The organism is Shouchella sp. JSM 1781072 (assembly GCF_041949915.1).
GTDB lineage: Bacteria > Bacillota > Bacilli > Bacillales > Bacillaceae_D > Shouchella.
Map to the genome: position 1 here is coordinate 751,365 of NZ_JBHFQE010000002.1, position 16,526 is coordinate 767,890.

The 16,526-nt window shown below is 40.7% G+C and carries 19 protein-coding genes and 1 other annotated feature; of the genes, 5 read left to right on the forward strand and 14 right to left on the reverse strand.

Going from position 1 to position 16,526, the window contains the following annotated elements; all coding sequences use genetic code 11:
* Window position 1 precedes the first annotated feature (1 nt).
* Entirely contained in the window at window positions 2–622 is a 621-nt protein-coding gene (locus ACE1TH_RS13430) for an HAD family hydrolase (RefSeq protein WP_099303322.1), read from the reverse strand.
* 158 nt (window positions 623–780) lie between these two features.
* Here ACE1TH_RS13430 and ACE1TH_RS13435 point away from each other — a divergent pair, with 158 nt between their 5' ends.
* The gene (locus ACE1TH_RS13435) at window positions 781–2,244 is read left to right on the forward strand and encodes a UDP-N-acetylmuramoyl-L-alanyl-D-glutamate--2,6-diaminopimelate ligase (protein ID WP_375079232.1); all 1,464 of its coding nucleotides are present in this window, start codon (window positions 781–783) and stop codon (window positions 2,242–2,244) included.
* A 65-nt stretch (window positions 2,245–2,309) separates the two neighbouring features.
* On the opposite strand, the gene ACE1TH_RS13440 is transcribed toward ACE1TH_RS13435, so the two are convergent.
* Window positions 2,310–3,251: an HD domain-containing protein gene (locus ACE1TH_RS13440; RefSeq protein WP_099303326.1), complete on the reverse strand. Its 942-nt coding sequence runs from the start codon at window positions 3,249–3,251 to the stop codon at window positions 2,310–2,312.
* A gap of 11 nt (window positions 3,252–3,262) precedes the next feature.
* Complete coding sequence (locus ACE1TH_RS13445) at window positions 3,263–3,820, reverse strand: isochorismatase family protein (protein WP_099303328.1); 558 nt, start codon at window positions 3,818–3,820, stop codon at window positions 3,263–3,265.
* Between the two features lie 155 nt (window positions 3,821–3,975).
* Between ACE1TH_RS13445 and ACE1TH_RS13450 the strand changes: the two genes are divergently transcribed.
* Window positions 3,976–4,815, forward strand: a complete 840-nt coding sequence (locus ACE1TH_RS13450) for an HAD family hydrolase (protein ID WP_375079233.1) — start codon at window positions 3,976–3,978, stop codon at window positions 4,813–4,815.
* 191 nt (window positions 4,816–5,006) lie between these two features.
* Complete coding sequence (locus ACE1TH_RS13455) at window positions 5,007–6,467, forward strand: alanine/glycine:cation symporter family protein (RefSeq protein WP_099303332.1); 1,461 nt, start codon at window positions 5,007–5,009, stop codon at window positions 6,465–6,467.
* Between the two features lie 69 nt (window positions 6,468–6,536).
* On the opposite strand, the gene ACE1TH_RS13460 is transcribed toward ACE1TH_RS13455, so the two are convergent.
* Both ACE1TH_RS13460 and ACE1TH_RS13465 read right to left on the reverse strand, forming a co-directional pair.
* Complete coding sequence (locus tag ACE1TH_RS13460) at window positions 6,537–7,091, reverse strand: maltose acetyltransferase domain-containing protein (protein ID WP_255225328.1); 555 nt, start codon at window positions 7,089–7,091, stop codon at window positions 6,537–6,539.
* A gap of 12 nt (window positions 7,092–7,103) precedes the next feature.
* The gene (locus ACE1TH_RS13465; protein WP_099303336.1) at window positions 7,104–7,880 is read right to left on the reverse strand and encodes a DeoR/GlpR family DNA-binding transcription regulator; all 777 of its coding nucleotides are present in this window, start codon (window positions 7,878–7,880) and stop codon (window positions 7,104–7,106) included.
* Between the two features lie 223 nt (window positions 7,881–8,103).
* On the opposite strand from ACE1TH_RS13465, the gene ACE1TH_RS13470 reads away from it, so the two are divergent.
* A complete protein-coding gene (locus tag ACE1TH_RS13470; protein WP_099303338.1) occupies window positions 8,104–8,859 on the forward strand; it encodes a class I SAM-dependent DNA methyltransferase in 756 nt (251 codons plus the stop codon).
* A gap of 52 nt (window positions 8,860–8,911) precedes the next feature.
* Here the strand turns inward: ACE1TH_RS13470 and ACE1TH_RS13475 are convergent, their stop codons facing one another.
* From ACE1TH_RS13475 to ACE1TH_RS13495, 5 genes are all read right to left on the reverse strand, one after another.
* A complete protein-coding gene (locus ACE1TH_RS13475) occupies window positions 8,912–10,120 on the reverse strand; it encodes an MFS transporter (RefSeq protein WP_375079234.1) in 1,209 nt (402 codons plus the stop codon).
* Window positions 10,121–11,170, reverse strand: a complete 1,050-nt coding sequence (locus ACE1TH_RS13480; RefSeq protein WP_375079235.1) for an ArsR/SmtB family transcription factor — start codon at window positions 11,168–11,170, stop codon at window positions 10,121–10,123.
* Between the two features lie 164 nt (window positions 11,171–11,334).
* Window positions 11,335–12,153 carry a collagen-like protein gene (locus ACE1TH_RS13485; protein ID WP_375079236.1) on the reverse strand — a complete coding sequence of 273 codons (819 nt, stop codon included), beginning with the start codon at window positions 12,151–12,153 and terminating at the stop codon, window positions 11,335–11,337.
* A 157-nt stretch (window positions 12,154–12,310) separates the two neighbouring features.
* Complete coding sequence (locus ACE1TH_RS13490) at window positions 12,311–12,865, reverse strand: GNAT family N-acetyltransferase (RefSeq protein WP_375079237.1); 555 nt, start codon at window positions 12,863–12,865, stop codon at window positions 12,311–12,313.
* A 43-nt stretch (window positions 12,866–12,908) separates the two neighbouring features.
* Window positions 12,909–13,142, reverse strand: a binding site (T-box leader).
* A gap of 60 nt (window positions 13,143–13,202) precedes the next feature.
* Window positions 13,203–13,415: a DUF6366 family protein gene (locus ACE1TH_RS13495; RefSeq protein ID WP_375079238.1), complete on the reverse strand. Its 213-nt coding sequence runs from the start codon at window positions 13,413–13,415 to the stop codon at window positions 13,203–13,205.
* A 176-nt stretch (window positions 13,416–13,591) separates the two neighbouring features.
* Between ACE1TH_RS13495 and ACE1TH_RS13500 the strand changes: the two genes are divergently transcribed.
* The gene (locus tag ACE1TH_RS13500; protein WP_255225327.1) at window positions 13,592–14,218 is read left to right on the forward strand and encodes a LysE family translocator; all 627 of its coding nucleotides are present in this window, start codon (window positions 13,592–13,594) and stop codon (window positions 14,216–14,218) included.
* A gap of 40 nt (window positions 14,219–14,258) precedes the next feature.
* Here ACE1TH_RS13500 and ACE1TH_RS13505 read toward each other — a convergent pair whose 3' ends face one another.
* The 4 genes from ACE1TH_RS13505 to ACE1TH_RS13520 are packed head-to-tail and all read right to left on the reverse strand — an operon-like array spanning window position 14,259 to window position 16,429.
* Window positions 14,259–15,188 (reverse strand): TraB/GumN family protein, encoded by a 930-nt coding sequence (locus ACE1TH_RS13505; RefSeq protein WP_375079239.1) that lies wholly within the window; start codon window positions 15,186–15,188, stop codon window positions 14,259–14,261.
* Window positions 15,189–15,210: 22 nt separating this feature from the next.
* Entirely contained in the window at window positions 15,211–15,390 is a 180-nt protein-coding gene (locus ACE1TH_RS13510; RefSeq protein ID WP_375079240.1) for a hypothetical protein, read from the reverse strand.
* The gene (locus tag ACE1TH_RS13515; RefSeq protein ID WP_255224373.1) at window positions 15,387–16,109 is read right to left on the reverse strand and encodes a DUF2812 domain-containing protein; all 723 of its coding nucleotides are present in this window, start codon (window positions 16,107–16,109) and stop codon (window positions 15,387–15,389) included. The genes ACE1TH_RS13510 and ACE1TH_RS13515 overlap by 4 nt, the downstream gene beginning before the upstream one ends.
* The gene (locus ACE1TH_RS13520; RefSeq protein ID WP_375079241.1) at window positions 16,106–16,429 is read right to left on the reverse strand and encodes a PadR family transcriptional regulator; all 324 of its coding nucleotides are present in this window, start codon (window positions 16,427–16,429) and stop codon (window positions 16,106–16,108) included. The genes ACE1TH_RS13515 and ACE1TH_RS13520 overlap by 4 nt, the downstream gene beginning before the upstream one ends.
* Window positions 16,430–16,526 lie beyond the last annotated feature (97 nt).

Here is a 16,526-nt window from a genome sequence, read left to right on the forward strand (position 1 = left end):
TTTATGCAAATTGGCGTAAATCTCGAAAGGATTGAAGGATGTAATCAGGCTTTCCTTCCGCTTCACCAAAACCGTATGCTGCAAAAGCAAATGGAATCCCCGCAATAGCAGCAGCCTTCTCATCGCCTTTCGTATCTCCAACATATAACGGACTTCGCAACTGGTTTCTTTGCATAATAAGCTTAATATTCTCGCCTTTTGGCAGTCCCGTTCTACCAGGGTTTTCATAATCACTAAAATAATGGTTTAATCCATGGGATTGAAAAAAGGCTTCAATATAGCCATCACGACAGTTACTTACGATAAAAAGCTTATAGCGCATAGACAATGCCTTCAGCACTTCTTCGACGTCATCAAATAAGACAGCGCCTTCTTCTTTTAAAACGGCAAGCTCTTCTACCCCACACTCATCCATTAAATGCTTTTTCTCATCAACCGAAAGCTCTGGAAAAAGCACATCCGCTATTTCCGGAATCACAAGTCCCATCGTCCTTGTCAAATCTTCTTTTTCCACAGTTTTCACTGAATACACGCTTTGCGCAATCGCTTTATTCCAGGCACGTACTACCTGTTCCCGTGAATCCCATAACGTACCATCTAAATCAAAGATAATGCTGTCCATTTATTCACCACTCCCTACACGTTCAATCAATCTTACCATTCATTCTAACAACATTAACATCATTCCTTCTAAGATTGTTAAAAATTGCATCGGTTGGGATTTGAAAATAAGCGGATTCTAACTATAACAAGATTCTCTTCTGGAAAGGGGGTAAAGCGATGCAGCCTATTCAAACACTTTTTGATTCCATTATCCCGCTTCCTTCTACTATTGATAAAGCACTTATGATTACTGGGATTACGGATCGATCATCAGAAGTAAAACAAGGATATGTATTTTTCGCCATCAAAGGATATGCCACCGATGGCCACGATTACATTCATGATGCCATTCGAAAAGGGGCAGCCGCCATTATCGGTGAAAAGGAAAACCTAAGCTTGCCAGTACCGTATGTAAACGTCGATCAAAGCAGACTCGTTCTTGCGAAACTTGCTAGTCGTTTTTATGATAAGCAAGAGAAAAAACCAGTTATGATTGGCATTACTGGGACGAACGGGAAAACAACGACCTCATTTATGTTAAAACATCTTTTTGAATCGGTTGGATTATCGTGTGCGTTATTCGGTACGGTCGTAAACATCATTAATGGCGAGGAATTAACTTCGACGACAAATACGACATTAGGACCTATTGAGCTGCATCGACAGCTGGCCTTAAGCAATGACGACATTGTTATTATGGAAGTCTCCTCACATGCATTGACGCAAAACCGCGTTGCCGGCATCACGTTTGATTTCGCTCTTTTTACAAACCTTAGTCAAGATCACCTTGATTATCATCAAACGATGGACGACTATTTTTTAGCGAAAAAAGCGCTGTTTGCTCTATTGCATCGAGATGGAAAAGCAATTATAAATGGTTATAATCAATGGGGCGAAACGCTAGCCACTTCTTTAAAATCGGAACAGCTCCCTGTACACGTATTAGGTGACACAGGGGATTTTAAACTGAAGACGATCCATTTTGATTCTCCTATGAAAGCCATTCTGTCGGAACAAAACCGTGAATGTACGCTTACAGTTCCGCTCATTGGCGAACATAATATGTATAATGCAGCGATGGCGTATATGACTGCACGTTTATATGGCTTGCCACAAGGTAAAATTGTTCAAGCATTCGCTTCGTTCAAAGGAGCACCAGGAAGATTTGAACTGTTTTCTCACCCAGCTGGAGCAACATTTGTTGTCGATTACGCTCACACAGAAGACGCTTTTTCTTATTGCCTGCAAGCCATTAAACAGATGGGAGCCAACTCCATTACGCATATCTTTGGGTTTCGTGGGAATCGTGATTCAGGAAAACGTGAAGCCATGATTGCAACGTCTGAAAAATGGGCCAACCATATTGTGTTAACGTTTGATGATTTAAATAACGTCTCCGAAGAGGACATGCGACGAACCTTATTATCGTTCACATTAAAAAACGGAAGCATTCAAACAAGTCGTCCCCTCGCCATTGAAAAAGCATGGAATTCAGCTAAAAAAGACGACTGGGTTTTAATTACCGGTAAAGGCCATGAACGATATAAGCAAGCGTTCCAATACAATAGCGTTTCAGACAGCGACACAATCAAACATTTACAAAATGGAACCTTAACACGCAGAGCCGTCAAAACATCGTAGGAAGAAATAGAGGTTCAACTCTCACGATAAGAGTTGAACCTTTTTATTTTTGCCAACGATGCTGTTTACACAACCGTCACGTTATACGTTTTTTTCAGTCCATTTAAGCGATTCATCTGTTTCATCCCGGCTGCTGTTTCACTATAAGATTTCCCATTATAAAGAGGAGCTTTGTGATACAGTTTACGAACATTGACCTCTAGACCTTCTCCTCTCACGCTTTCGCTAACGTGTAGACGATCGGTTCGATATAAGAGCACTTCCATAAGTTCTTGAACTTCTTTTTGGTTTGAAGCTTTTAATTCCGCAAGAAGCTCATCATCCGTCATTGACTCAATAGGAGAAGGGTTATCTTGCAAATGTAGTCGCACAGCTTCAGCTAACACCCTATCCACCGCAAGCAGAAGTGGTGACAAAAAAAGAGCATGATCGTTTACCACACAATCCATAATAAAAGCACAAGTGTCGGCATCTGCTTCAATTCCCTGGCTTGTCCAACGAATATGTGGAAGCAGGTCTTTTGGCAACCCCTCTATTCCTCCCAGCATATACGTATCACGTAAGAAACTATCCAGATGATCGAGTCCCATTCCATCAGTCGTCCCTAGTAACCCGTTCTCCTCGTTTAAACATTGAATGACCTTTTCTACTGAAATTCCGTTCTGTGACAAGATTGAGGTAATGTCCTCTTCCGTTCGAATCGATATTTCCGTTAAATGGTGATGGTTATAGCCAAGCGTCCGCTCAACCGCATGGGAAAACGGAAGATGGCCAATATCATGTAAGATTGCCGCTGCTCGCAAATCTTCACGCTCACGAAAAAACATCGCTGTTAGCTTCCATACACCTAGTGTGTGTTCAAATCTTGAATGGGTGACTGGCGAAACAAAAGACCCTGCTCCATAATGGGCTAACTGTTTTAAGCGTTTGATTTTTCTTGTTTGAAAAAGCGCTCGCTCCCAATTGAACATCTGCACATTAGGGTAAAGCGGCTCTATTAGAAGCATAGCTCTCCCTCCTATCGATACGTATCGTGAGAAGGTGTAAAGAGATCTTCCTCAACTTCTCGAACGACTGAAAAATGGTCAACATTATAATGACCGTGCAAGGCGACGTTATGGTGTGCAATAATTTGATTTGCAGACAGCACATCACTATTAGACGTTGAATGAGCATCACCTGCCAACGTTACATCAAAGCCATTAACGGTAGCAGTTCGAACAGCCGTATCAATGCAGTGCTCCGTTTTACAACCAGCTATAACAAGATGCCCCACCTGATGTTGCTTTAAATAATCCAATAACCCGGTTTGATAAAAAGCATTTGTTGCTTCTTTATCAAAACAAACATCGCTACTTGCTCTATTGATTTCAGGGTGAACATCAAACCCTTCTCCCTCTCCTTCTGCCACGTCTTTATCGCGAATAAAAATGACCGGTACTGCAAGCTCCCTTGCTTTTTGAATGAGAAGGTTGATCTTTCTTAATAAGAGATCCTTTTGAAAAACACCTTGTTCCACATGATTCCCTTCAACTAAATCTTTTTGAGTATCAATAATTAGTAAAACTTGGTTCATACATGACCTCCCTCAATTAGTAAGACAACTCATTTTACCATATATTCATTTTTTTCAATTAATTAAAATTTGCACGATTTCCCATCTACACAATTGACGGATAAGGTAAAATAAAAGAACGAAGACGATTTCACATGATTTCAGGAGGATGAATAATGACAGTTAATCTTTTTAACAATGTGGATTTAGTAATCTTTGATTTAGATGGCACACTCTACGAAGATACGGACCACTTTGACTACTATGCGAACACGCTAGCGCAAGAGCTCGAAACGTCAAAACAAGACCAATTTTTTGCGGATTACGAAAAAATGAAAAAAGGTCAACATACGGTAGCCATAGGAAAAGCATACGACGTTAGACGCGATGTCATTGTTGAAGTTGAACCATTTAATGGACATGTTGAAAAAGTACATAGATGGAACGGAGAAGAAGTTCCCCAATCTGAATGGAAAGACATGTACCAAACACCGGTTACATATGATTTTGACACACTTATTGCAATTGGCGATGGCTGGTGGCTTCCGAATGTCGCTGCACGCCACTACGGGATTGAAAACCCACAGCCTGCATACGATGCAACAAAAGAGTATATGGCAACAGAAGATTTTTCGCTTACGATCATTGAAGGATTACGTGAAGGCCTGCTTGCGTTGAAAGAAAAAAATTCAATCGTTTTATTAACGAACAGCACGGAAGATGATGTGGAACGCCTGCTTCACCTTTTGGATCTTGAACATGTTTTTCACGATGTTGTGACGTCTGCACGTAAACCTCAGCACACAGTAGAACGGTTCAAAGAGATTATGGCAACGTATAATGCCTCAACTGAACGAACGTTATCGATCGGTGACAATTATTTAAATGAAATTATTCCTGCGCAAACACTTGGCATGAAAGCGATCTATATTGATTTAGAGGAAGGCCCTATGTCTTTCGGTGATTTAAAAGTACGCAGTATCTCTGATTTAATCGAACAAATGAAAGAGATTTAACCTTTAGGACGAGCACAAAAATTTGCTCGTCTTTTTCTTTTTAACTAAAAGTTCCGACTATTTACCTAAAATACTTGTCAGATTATTTTACAAATTACATACCAATATCCTCTTTTTTCTTTTATGCTATACGTATATGATAAAGATTAACTCATTCACTTACATATTACATATTTAGTAGGAGGTTCATCATGGAAACATTTATTGTAGCGGTAAACAACATCTTATGGAGTTCTCCCGTTGTTTACACATTGCTTGGTATCGGGTTAATATTTTCAATTTTAACTCGATTCTTACAGGTAAGGCATATTAAAGACATGTTTGTGCTTATGTTTAAAGGAAAATCATCCGATGCCGGGGTTTCATCGTTCCAAGCCTTATCCGTCGCCCTAGCAGGAAGAGTTGGGACCGGTAACATAGCTGGTGTCGCTTCCGCTATTTTCTACGGGGGACCAGGTGCGGTCTTTTGGATGTGGGCGATAGCCTTTTTAGGTGCATCAAGCGCGTTTATGGAATCCACCCTCGCTCAAGTTTATAAAACAAAGCAAAATGGCCAATATCGAGGTGGTCCAGCTTACTATATTGAAAAAGGGCTTGGACAAAAATGGTTCGGTATTACATTCGCAATTGCCGCTTTAATCGCGATGTCGCTCCTAATGCCAGGCGTGCAGTCTAACGCAATTGCAGCAGCGATGACAAATGCCTTTGATATTCCGAATTGGGTAACAGGTGTTTTCCTCATCGCTGTGCTCGGCTTAATTATTTTAGGTGGAATCAAATGGATCGCGAATACCGCGGCTTTTATCGTTCCATTTATGGCCATTATTTATATGATTATGGCGGCTGTTATTATTGGCATGAACATTACAGAAGTTCCGGCAACCATTCAGCTAATTGTTAGCAGTGCCTTTGGTATGGACTCTATTTTCGGGGGACTACTCGGAAGTGCAATCGCTTGGGGCGTTATGCGTGGGGTTTACTCAAACGAAGCAGGTCAAGGAACTGGTGCGCACGCGGCAGGTGCAGCAGAAGTATCGCACCCAACAAAACAAGGACTTGTGCAAGCAGGTTCTGTCTATATTGATACGTTACTTGTTTGTTCCGCGACAGCTTTTATGATTCTGTTTACAGGGATGTACAATACACAAGGTGTAAGCGAAGGGGATCCGAATATCGTCAATGCTCTTCCGAATACAGAAGTTGGACCAGAATATACCCAAGCAGCGATTAACAGTATTTTCCCTTCATTCGGAACAGGGTTTGTCGCCATCGCCCTTTTATTCTTTGCCTTTACAACCATTATGGCTTACTACTACATCGCCGAGACCAATGTTGCTTACTTAATGCGAGGAAGAAAAGCAGCCATCCCGATGCTGTTAATAAAATTAATTTTACTTGGCGCTACGTACTTTGGAACCGTTCGAACAGCAGAAAACGCCTGGTTACTCGGGGATATCGGCCTTGGATTGATGGTGTGGATCAACGTCATTGCCATCGTACTACTCGCGAAACCAGCTCTCCGATGCTTAAAAGATTACGAAGAACAAAAAGCACAGGGGCTTGATCCTGTCTTCGATCCGAAAAAATTAGGCATTAAAAATGCAACGTTTTGGGAGACATATGAAGATCCAGAGAAAAGAAAGTCTGTGTAAAACGTAACGAAAAACCCACCATGAGACGATCGTCTCATGATGGGTTTTTAAAATTGAACATTAGCTTGTCTACATATCAATCATTTTAATAATTTTTGCTGGATTTCCGCCAACAACCGCGTTATCTGGTACATCCTTTGTCACAACCGCACCAGAAGCAATGACCGCACGATTACCAATGGTCACACCAGGATTAATGACTGCTCGTCCACCAATCCAGACGTCATCGCCAATTTGAACAGGCTTCCCTAACTCTAACCCACTCGCTCGTTCTACTGGATCAAGAGGATGCGTCGCAGTATAAACATGCACACCAGGTCCTAGCATACAATTGTCTCCAAACGTAATGGCACATACGTCCAAAAACACCGCATCAAAATTCGCAAAAAAATTTTTACCCACACGAATATTATAACCATAGTCAACCTTAATTGTTCCTTCAAAAGAAGCTTGATTCTCTGAGTAGCCAATCAGATTATTTAAAATGGCTTTTCGCTCTGATTCATGGCTCGTTTGGTTGTACGCATGCATCAACGCTCTCGCTTTTTTTCGATCTTTAGCCAGTTCAACATCTGCTGGATTATATAATTTTCCAAGAAGCATCTTTTCTTTTTCCGTTGCCATCATCGTTCCCCCCTAAGACTCAGTTAATTCTAATTGTATATGGTCGGCTAAAAAGCGTTCTCGCAAATTTTCTGGCGGATACTCGTTTGTGATGACCACATCAATATCTGCTAAATCAGCTGATTTGTAATAACTGGTCTTATTAAACTTTTCGTAGTCCGCTAGCACGTACACACGCTTCGCTCGCTTAATGGCTTCTTTTGTTATTCTCGCGTCTTCTTTATCCACAAAATAAATCCCGTCTTCTGTTAAACTAGCCGCGCCGATGAAAGCATAGTCAAAATACACATCTTCTAGTAAGTTTTTTATCAAGTAAAGATCATAAAAAAAGCGGTTTTCATGATTAAAGCGACCACCTAGTAAATGAAAATCAACGAAATCCTTTTTAGCTAAAATTTCAGCGTTATCAAGAGAATGGGTATAGACAGAGATCTTTTTGCTCACAAGATCACTTAATAGCGCGATTGTGGTGGACACATCAAAAAAACATAAGTCATTGTCTTTTAAAAAAGTTGCTGCTTTTTTCGCAATCTCTCTTTTTTCACGCGAAGCCCGTTCCTTCCGCTCATTAAAGCCTGATTCTTTATATTTTTCGAGTTCACTCATTAAAAACGTCGAAGCAATGCCACCGTGAGTACGCACCGCATTTCCCTCATCTACAAGTCGAATAATATCACGCCTCGCTGTATCACGAGACACGTCTAATAACTGACAAACATCTTGATTGGAGAGCTTCCCTCGTTTTTTTAACTCAGCGACTATTTTCACTAGCCTCTCTTCTTGATACATTTGCCATCACCTCAATAAGTATATATAAGCAATTTTAAGTATTTTATATAAATAAGTCAATAAATTATCTAAAACACTTATAAATACTTTTGAAGGAACATTGAGTATCGGAGATTCTATAAGATTAAAATGCTTATAACGTGCTCGCATTTATTTGTATAAAGTTTTTATCTGAATAGTGTTAAAATAAATGTAACAGATTATAGCGAATGGAGAGAACAGAATGAGCTCAATCTTCACAACAAACTTTGATAAGTACGCCAATCCAGATCAATACGATCATGATTATGGTGACTATAAAGATGATTATCTATTTCTCAAAGAGCATATTCAAGCACTCACAGGACCTATCATTGATTTAGCTTGTGGAACCGGGCGTGTAACGATTCCTCTTGCAAAAGCGGGTTATCAATTAATTGGCGTAGACTTACATGGAGGAATGTTAGCACATGCAAAAAGAAAGGCTGAAACGTTAAAACTTCCAATTCATTTCTACGAACAAGATTGCACTCAACTTGACTTGAACACATGTGCACCACTTATTTATATGACCGGAAACTCCTTTCAGCATTTTCTAACAAATGAAAGTCAAGATCAACTCTTTCAGTCTGTAAGAAAACACCTACGACCGAATGGTGAGTTTATTTTTGATACGCGAAACCCTATCTTAGAAGAATTAGCTGAAGACTTCATTGAACACGTAGATTACACGGATAAAGAAGGGAACGTTTTGGTTGAGACACATTCAGAACGATACGATGCTTTAACTCAAATCTTATCTTGCACAACGGAACGTGAAGGAGTTAAGGAATCAATTGATCTGCGCTACATGTATCCCCAGGAGTTACTGCGACTGCTCACAACCCAAGGGTTTACGATAAAAGCAGTACATGGCTCGTGGAAGAAACAACCCTTCACAGCTAAAAGTCCGCAAATCATTGTTCACTGCCAATTAACTACAGAAGAAAAGCCAGTTTAATCAAACTGGCTGAGTCCAATCAGGCTTAAACGGAAACGAACGAAACCCCCATTTACTCATCATCATTAATAAATGAAAAAAACGGGAGCAGCATACCGAGGAAGGCAACTATGCTAATAAGCAAGCCAATAAACAGATAAAGCGGTCGAATACCAACTAAATCCCCAAAACCTCCTCCTACTAAAACGCCAAACGGCATGCTCACTCTTATGAGCAATAACCGAATTGAAAACACTTTTCCCATAAGCCGATTCGGAATTCGTTGCTGGCAGAGCGTGAGGTTATGTATGCTAAAAATGGCCATTGCGAATCCGCCTATCGCTTCGGTGACAATCGCAAAAGAGATACTTTGATTAAAGGCTAAGACAGTGAACGTCATCCCTCCAACAAACAACGCCCCAAGCATGGTTCGCCTTCTACTAACGCTTTTAATTTTCGGCGTAATGATTGCACCGAGTGCATAACCAATCGGAAAACCTGCCATAAAGAATCCATATTGAGCGTACGTTCCTGAGAGTTCACCAGTGATATAAGGCAAGGTTGTTACCATCGTTACCCCTACACCGAACTGCACAAAAGCTAAGAATACGCCTAACCAGACAATAATTTTTTGTTTGAAGAAAAACGTAAATCCCTCGCGAAAATCTTCAAGCCATGCCTTTCTTATCTCCGTATCATCCAGACGTGGTTCATCAATAAAAAGCAATGCGCAACCACTGACCACAAGCAGTATACAAACCATAGCTAACGTTATTTGAACACCAATACCTTCAATCGTTACCCCAGCTGCAATTGGTGCAAGGAACATCATGATTCTGACGGTACTGTCTACATAGGCATTGGCTTGCTTTAATTGATTCGATTTCACAATCGTAGGTAAGATGGCTTGATTCGCTGGGACATACAAGGGAGAGATCAGACCAATGATAATTTGAACGACATAGATGTGCCAAATGTCGATGTTGCCAACAGTTAGGGCCAACAGGGGGACTACAAATACGCACGCCCTTAGCCACTGACTTATGACCATCATCCACTTTCTGCTCCACCGATCAATAAAAGGGCCAATAAATAATTGCAGAACTAAAGATGGTAAAAAATAGAGCAACCACATGCTCCCTAACGCAAACGTTGAACCTGTAAGCTGGAAAACAAGAATTGAATGACAAAATGTCCCGAACGCTCCACCTAATTCTGATATAACATTTCCTGACCAAGTTGCAAGAAAGGAACGATTGGTTAACAGAGAGGGTTGCTTCATCTACACGGATCGCTCTAAATATTTGGCTAGTTCTTTGTCCATTAATAAAAGGGCTTGTCTTCTTAGTGAATATTTCATCCCCTTCATTTCAACAAGCTTTGCTGCGCGCAGCATTTTTAAATGATGGTGAATTGTCGACTTCCCTAACGCTAGTTGTTCCGTCATCTCCTGCAAACTGCAGTCGCCTTCCGCTAAAATTTTCACCATTTTTAATCGAATATCATCACCTAATGCTTTATATTTTTGCACCAAAAAATCTGGAGCCGCGTAGGGGTCGTTAGGCGATAAGCTCGCATTTGAAACAGGGTAATAAAATACTTTTGTCCCTTCAATGTCTGCTTCGATGTTCCATGGACGGTAGCAAATCTGAGGAATGAGCAGGACGTTGAATACATGAGGCTCTGGCTGATAATCTATTCCGCCTGTTGCCCATTGTACAAATTCTTCTGATGAAAGTTGAGTGCTCATTTTCATCTTTTCCTCATAATCCGTTTGTAAAATTTTTATGCGTTCTTGCTCAACATTCGAAACAACCTCGTCATACCACTGTGTCATCACATTCACTAAATGATTTTTTAATTCATTCACATCCACATGAACGATAAACGACATGTACTGAGGAAAAAAGGGATTGTCCGCCGCAACGCCTTTTAACTGATCCAGTGCGTGCTCATCCCCATTTGCAGCCTGTTCCCGCACCTCTTGAAACTCCTCACCAATATAAGGCAAGCAAAAAAATTTGATTTGCGAAGACGACCTCGTCTGAATAAATGTTAAAAATTCATCCAAAGTTGAATCAGGCACCTCATGTAACAATTGAAGCAACGCTTTCCACGTATTATGCTGTTGAACATAACCCAACTGCTCTTTCAACGATTTAGGCAGCGTTTCCTTTAATTGGCGCCATTCTGACTCAGGCACTTCTAATGTATCAAGTAACCGCTCATTTGTAACTGCCGCAATCCCTAGCGCACACTCCCATAGAATCGAATAACGAACTTTCACATGATAAGACTTCCTTTTTCGAACCGTAGATTGAATGATCTCCATTTTCTCGCCTCCATAGTGATGTTTGAGCTCAATCGTAACGGAAAAGAAATAAACATTCAATACTTTTAGAACAAAAAGTTCTATAATTATTGAATATATACTCAAAAAAATCATCTTACTCTTAGTAAGATGACATGTACTAGGTTACCCTTCAAAAAATCTCTCTAACTTAATTGCTTAATGGTAAACGCACGTGAGCCAATTCGTGCGCCTGGAGCAGCAATAGAATAGAAGAATTGCACCACAGATCCAGCCGCTAGTTCCCCCTGCCACAGCAACGGAATACTATCAACAATCGCGACATTTGATCCGAAACTACTGCCAATTAATTGAACATTGTTGGCGACAAAATAAAATTGAACAGGTAAATCTGTCTCTACTTGAACAACAGCCAAAAGTTCATAAACGCCCGTTTGCTGAATTGTGAACGCATCTCCACCAATTGTAATGTTCCGAGCCGGACCAAACGTGTTAAACGTAAAAGGTGCTTGCCCTGCTGTTGGTACAAGCGAACCAGAAACAAAATACTGTGATGCGTAATTCAGTGAAACCGCTGTTCCTGTTCCCGCTGGACCTGGTGGGCCGGTTGGACCCGTCACACCTATTCCTGTCGCTCCTGTTGAACCGGTAACGCCTACTCCTGTAGTACCAGTCGCTCCATTTGGACCTGTTACGCCACTTGGACCTTGTGGCCCTGTGGCGCCTGTAGCTCCTGTAATCCCTATTCCTGTAGAACCTTGATCTCCTGTTGGACCCGTCGGGCCGATTGGACCTTGTAATCCTGTTTCCCCTCTTGGACCAGTCAATCCTCTAGATCCTAGACCAGCTGGTCCCGTTTCCCCAGTGTGGCCTGTCGGACCAGTTGGACCGGTAAATCCAGTCAGTCCCGTTCCGAATCCTGGTGGACCCGTCGGACCGGTTGGACCTGGAATTCGCTGCATACTTTTACCACATTTCGCACCGCCATTTGTTGGTGTCCTCATGTAATGCTCAATTGAGTTACACTGACAATAAGAACCGTTTTTAAAATGATTATTATCCACACCTCTTCAATCCTTTTCATCATTATCTATACAAATAGCTTTATCTATAGATATGAATAGAAAGGAACATGGGTTCACTAAACACCGATTTCTCTATTCATAAGGAAAGCCTTATCGGATTTAAAACACCATACTGTACAAGATCCTCAAACCGATTTTCTTTCCAAACATGTTCACGTAAGACTCCTTCTTGCTTCATTCCGATTTTCTCCATAATTCTACCAGAAGCTGGGTTTGATTTAAAAAAACGCGCAAACACTTTGTGAAGCTGTTTCTCTTGAAAAGCAAATTCAACCATTGCTTGCGCCGCTTCCGTTCCAATCCCTTTACCCCAATAAGGCTCACCAATCCAATAAGCAAGCTCCCCATGCGCGTGCTGTTTATTCGGTGTTAACGCAATGGCTCCATATAACGTACCTGTTTCTAAATCTGTAATCGCAAACTCGTAACGTTTATCCTGGTCAAAATTTTCATGATGGCTTTTCATCCAGAACATTGCATCCTCTTCTGTATAAGGAAACGGAAGGGTCAATGTCGATTTATAAAGATTGTAGTTATTACAAAGACTTTTAATTATAGGCGCATCTTCTTTTCGACAAAATCGCAACTTTAAACGACTTGTGACAATCTCTTTTTGTTTCGCTTTATCCATCTTGATTACTCAGCTCCTTTAAAAGTAAAAAAACTACCGCCTCTGTAGAGACGGTAGGGATGTCCTAACGTGGTACCACTCTTATTCACTTGCGCGTTTAACACAAGTCTCAAATTTGTAACGAAATGCAGTCGGCTGCCCTCCGTCTAGACTTACTTTTTATTTCAGTCTAGCCACTTTATAAGCGACTTCAGGTAAACGATTGACTACCTTTTCAGCAACTGGCAGCTCTCTGACAACCGTTGTCATCCCTACTACTCTTATTCCTCGTGTTTATTCGATAAAGATAAAATTGAGAAAGGTTCTACATACCCACCTGCTCTTATCTAACAACTGTTCATGTAAAAACCAATATTCCTAATAAAATGATCACAATGACACTAAACACGATTCCCGTCGTTTTCCAGCCAAACATTCCAACTAGATCAGCCAACCCGCCTCCATAACCACGATCATAGGCGTCCTTTAGGTTTCCAGTTGGGTTTCTTTTTTGTTCTTGCTGCCGAAGCTTTTCTCGCTTTTGTTCAGAGGATTGTTTTTCATTCGACATGGAGCTCACTTCCTTTTCAAACTCAGCCTTGTAAGATTCAGTATTTAGGCGCTTATTACCTGCATTCTTCTGATAAAAATTTATTGCTTCTGGCAGAAAAAAGACTATTTTTAAGCGGAAAACCGTTTTATAATAAGGAATATCATCAAGAACTTATAAGGAGGGGCGCAAGGATGTTGAGTAGTTTTTTTCTTTTCGCTTTAACGAGCTTTTTACTAATTATCGTACCTGGACCTGATACAGCAATTGTGACCAGAAATACGATTGTGCACAAAACAACTGGTGGCTTTCAGACATTGATTGGCACATGCCTTGCCCTATCTATTCATACAACAGCAGCCGTTATTGGTTTATCCGCGATTATTATGCAATCAGCAGTGATTTTTACCATTTTTAAATATGTTGGAGCCGCTTACTTAATCTATTTAGGTGTGAAGGCGCTTTTTGAAATGAAGAAACGAGGCTATGGTTCCGTTGATGAAGAAGAAGCACTTCCAAGTCAAAATAAATCGCTCATGCTGCAAGGGTTTTTAACAAACATTTCCAACCCAAAAGTAGCAGTATTTTTCTTAACTCTAATGCCGCAATTCGTTCAACCTGGGGCAAATACAATTGTAACCTTCTCCATACTAGGTGCGATTTATTTAATCATTCAATTTCTCTGGTTTGTCGTCTATATATACGTTATTAACTACGCGCGTGTATGGATGAAAAAAGCAAGTGTTAAAAAAGCAATGGACGGCTTAACTGGCGCGGTTTTCATTGGATTTGGTCTACGACTAGCATTTGAAAAACAACCCTAATACATGATCAGACTGGGCTTTTTTCGCCCAGTCTTCGCTTTTAATAAATAAAATCGACCGTATAGCCCTCATCTTCAAGAATGGAAACAATACTCGGTTCTGCCACCAAATGCATAGATCCAACAATCACAAAATATGTTTGGCCACTATCTTCTTGTAAAATTTCGTCAATCGTTTGTGCCATGTCGTAGTTGCGTGATTCATTTAACTCGTACGCATACTCATTATCTACTTCCGATTCCTCTAGTTCATCCCATAAGCTTTCTAATCCTTCAGTATCGCCCTCGACCCACATATCAGCCATTGCCTCAAGCTCTTCATCTGCTTCATCAAACGTTTCAAGCGTTCCTTCTAACATTTGAATTTGGGTTTCCATTGAAAAACCTGAGAGCACCTCAAATTGTGCTTCAATGCTTTCCAACTCTCTAATTTCTTTTTCGTCTTCAACTGCTCGATTTAAGAAATATTCTTCTACCCCTGCCGACTCTTCTACATTACTTTCGCCAATTGAAAAAGCGAGCAACATGTTCTCAACAAACCAAGGTTCAAACCCTTGGAAAAGCTCAATCGGAACACCGTTGTCGGTTAAAATGGCCTCTAACTGTTCGTAAGCTTCATCTGAGATTAACTCATCGAGGGTCGTATCATCCGCCAGCAAAGCCCGCTCGGTCATCATCATCTCTAGCTCATTTAAATCAGCATGGATGAGATCAACTTCTGGAAGAACTACATCCGCAGCATCATAAGCTGCTTCTGTTTGAGGATTTAACGGATAAAAATCCTCTCGTCCTACGTGAATCGTTCCTTGTAAATAAACTTCCGTATCACCTTGTTCTACTTTCCATAAAAATCCACCGTTTCCTTCTTCAATCTCTACCGTCTCTTCTCCTTCATTCTCTTGATTAGCATCATTACATGCAGCGAGTATGGTAACCGCAGCAATCGCCACTAAACCAAATTTTTTATTCATTAATCCATCCTCCAAATACCGTTTATGTATCGTCTTTCCTTTCATATTTAGCGCCTCCAAAAACGATGGAAGCAGCTAGTAAACACCCGATCATGATCCACGTAACGATACTTGAAAACCTATCGTGTAAGAGATAAACGCTAATTAATTGACTAAACATCATGAACACAATAAGTCCATATAAGACATTTACAACCTTCATCCTCTACGCACACCTGCAAAAATCCATTTGTAATAAATCGTCATACTTACCCAAATCATAAATGGCAATAACGCTGCGCCAATTCCCATCGAAAGCAACACAATGGCCCATTTATCAACTGGTGCCACATAGAGAATGATACCGACAGGCAGACCATAAACAACAACGCTTCCTGCTTGCTTCAATAGGAATCCCAACCTCTTTCTACCTTGAGCATGCCACTTATTCGCCACTTCTGTATTGGCGACCCAGAGCAGGATCATTCCGACAGCAGCAGAAATAGAAGCTACCGTACCATTCAGACTTGTGCGCATACTTGAGCTAACATACATCCCTATCCATAAAATCAAGCTCAATCCTAACAAGAAGAACGCCATCCCTACATAAGGCTTTTTGCCATTGTATTTTTCTACTAATGTGTCGCTATCGGTATGCAGGGGCACAGATTGAGGAGCAGAGCGAAACAAGTGTTGGTCACCTGTTGAAAAAATATGCGTCCAACCACTATCAGAAAAATACGCCCTATACTCAGCTTGTTCTTCGAAATCAAGTGAACGCCTATCTAAACTATAGATATACTCTTTTGGCTCGCCTTTCTCCAATGAATAGCCCATAAACGCCTGGTGTTTCACATGCCAGCCTTTTAAAGACATTCTCCTTAATTTTTCCATATCCTTTTTTTCCGCAAAGGCCGTACCGCCTGACATCATATATTTCATCCCTTCCCCCCCTTTTGATTCATGCTAGCTTCTGCAAGTTCAATCAGTTGTTTCCTCACATCGATTTCTTTCATTAACACTTCCTGACCGGATATTGTTAATGCATACGTTTTTCGACGTGCGTCGGTTGCATCATACAGATAAATCCAGTCTAGGTTGAGCATTTTTTTAATGATCGTGTACATAGAGGCAGGACCAATAACGACGGCGCCTTTAGAAGTTTCTTCAATTAGAGTCATAATCGCGTAACCATGCCTCGGCTCTGTTAACGCTGTCATAATATAAAACATTGAGTCTGTTACATGTTCCGTAGATTTCACTGGCTCACCTTCTATATCCATAATAGATATATCACAATATGATATAAAAACAATATCATAGACCTGTGAACATGTCTAGTGTTGAATTATAAATTTT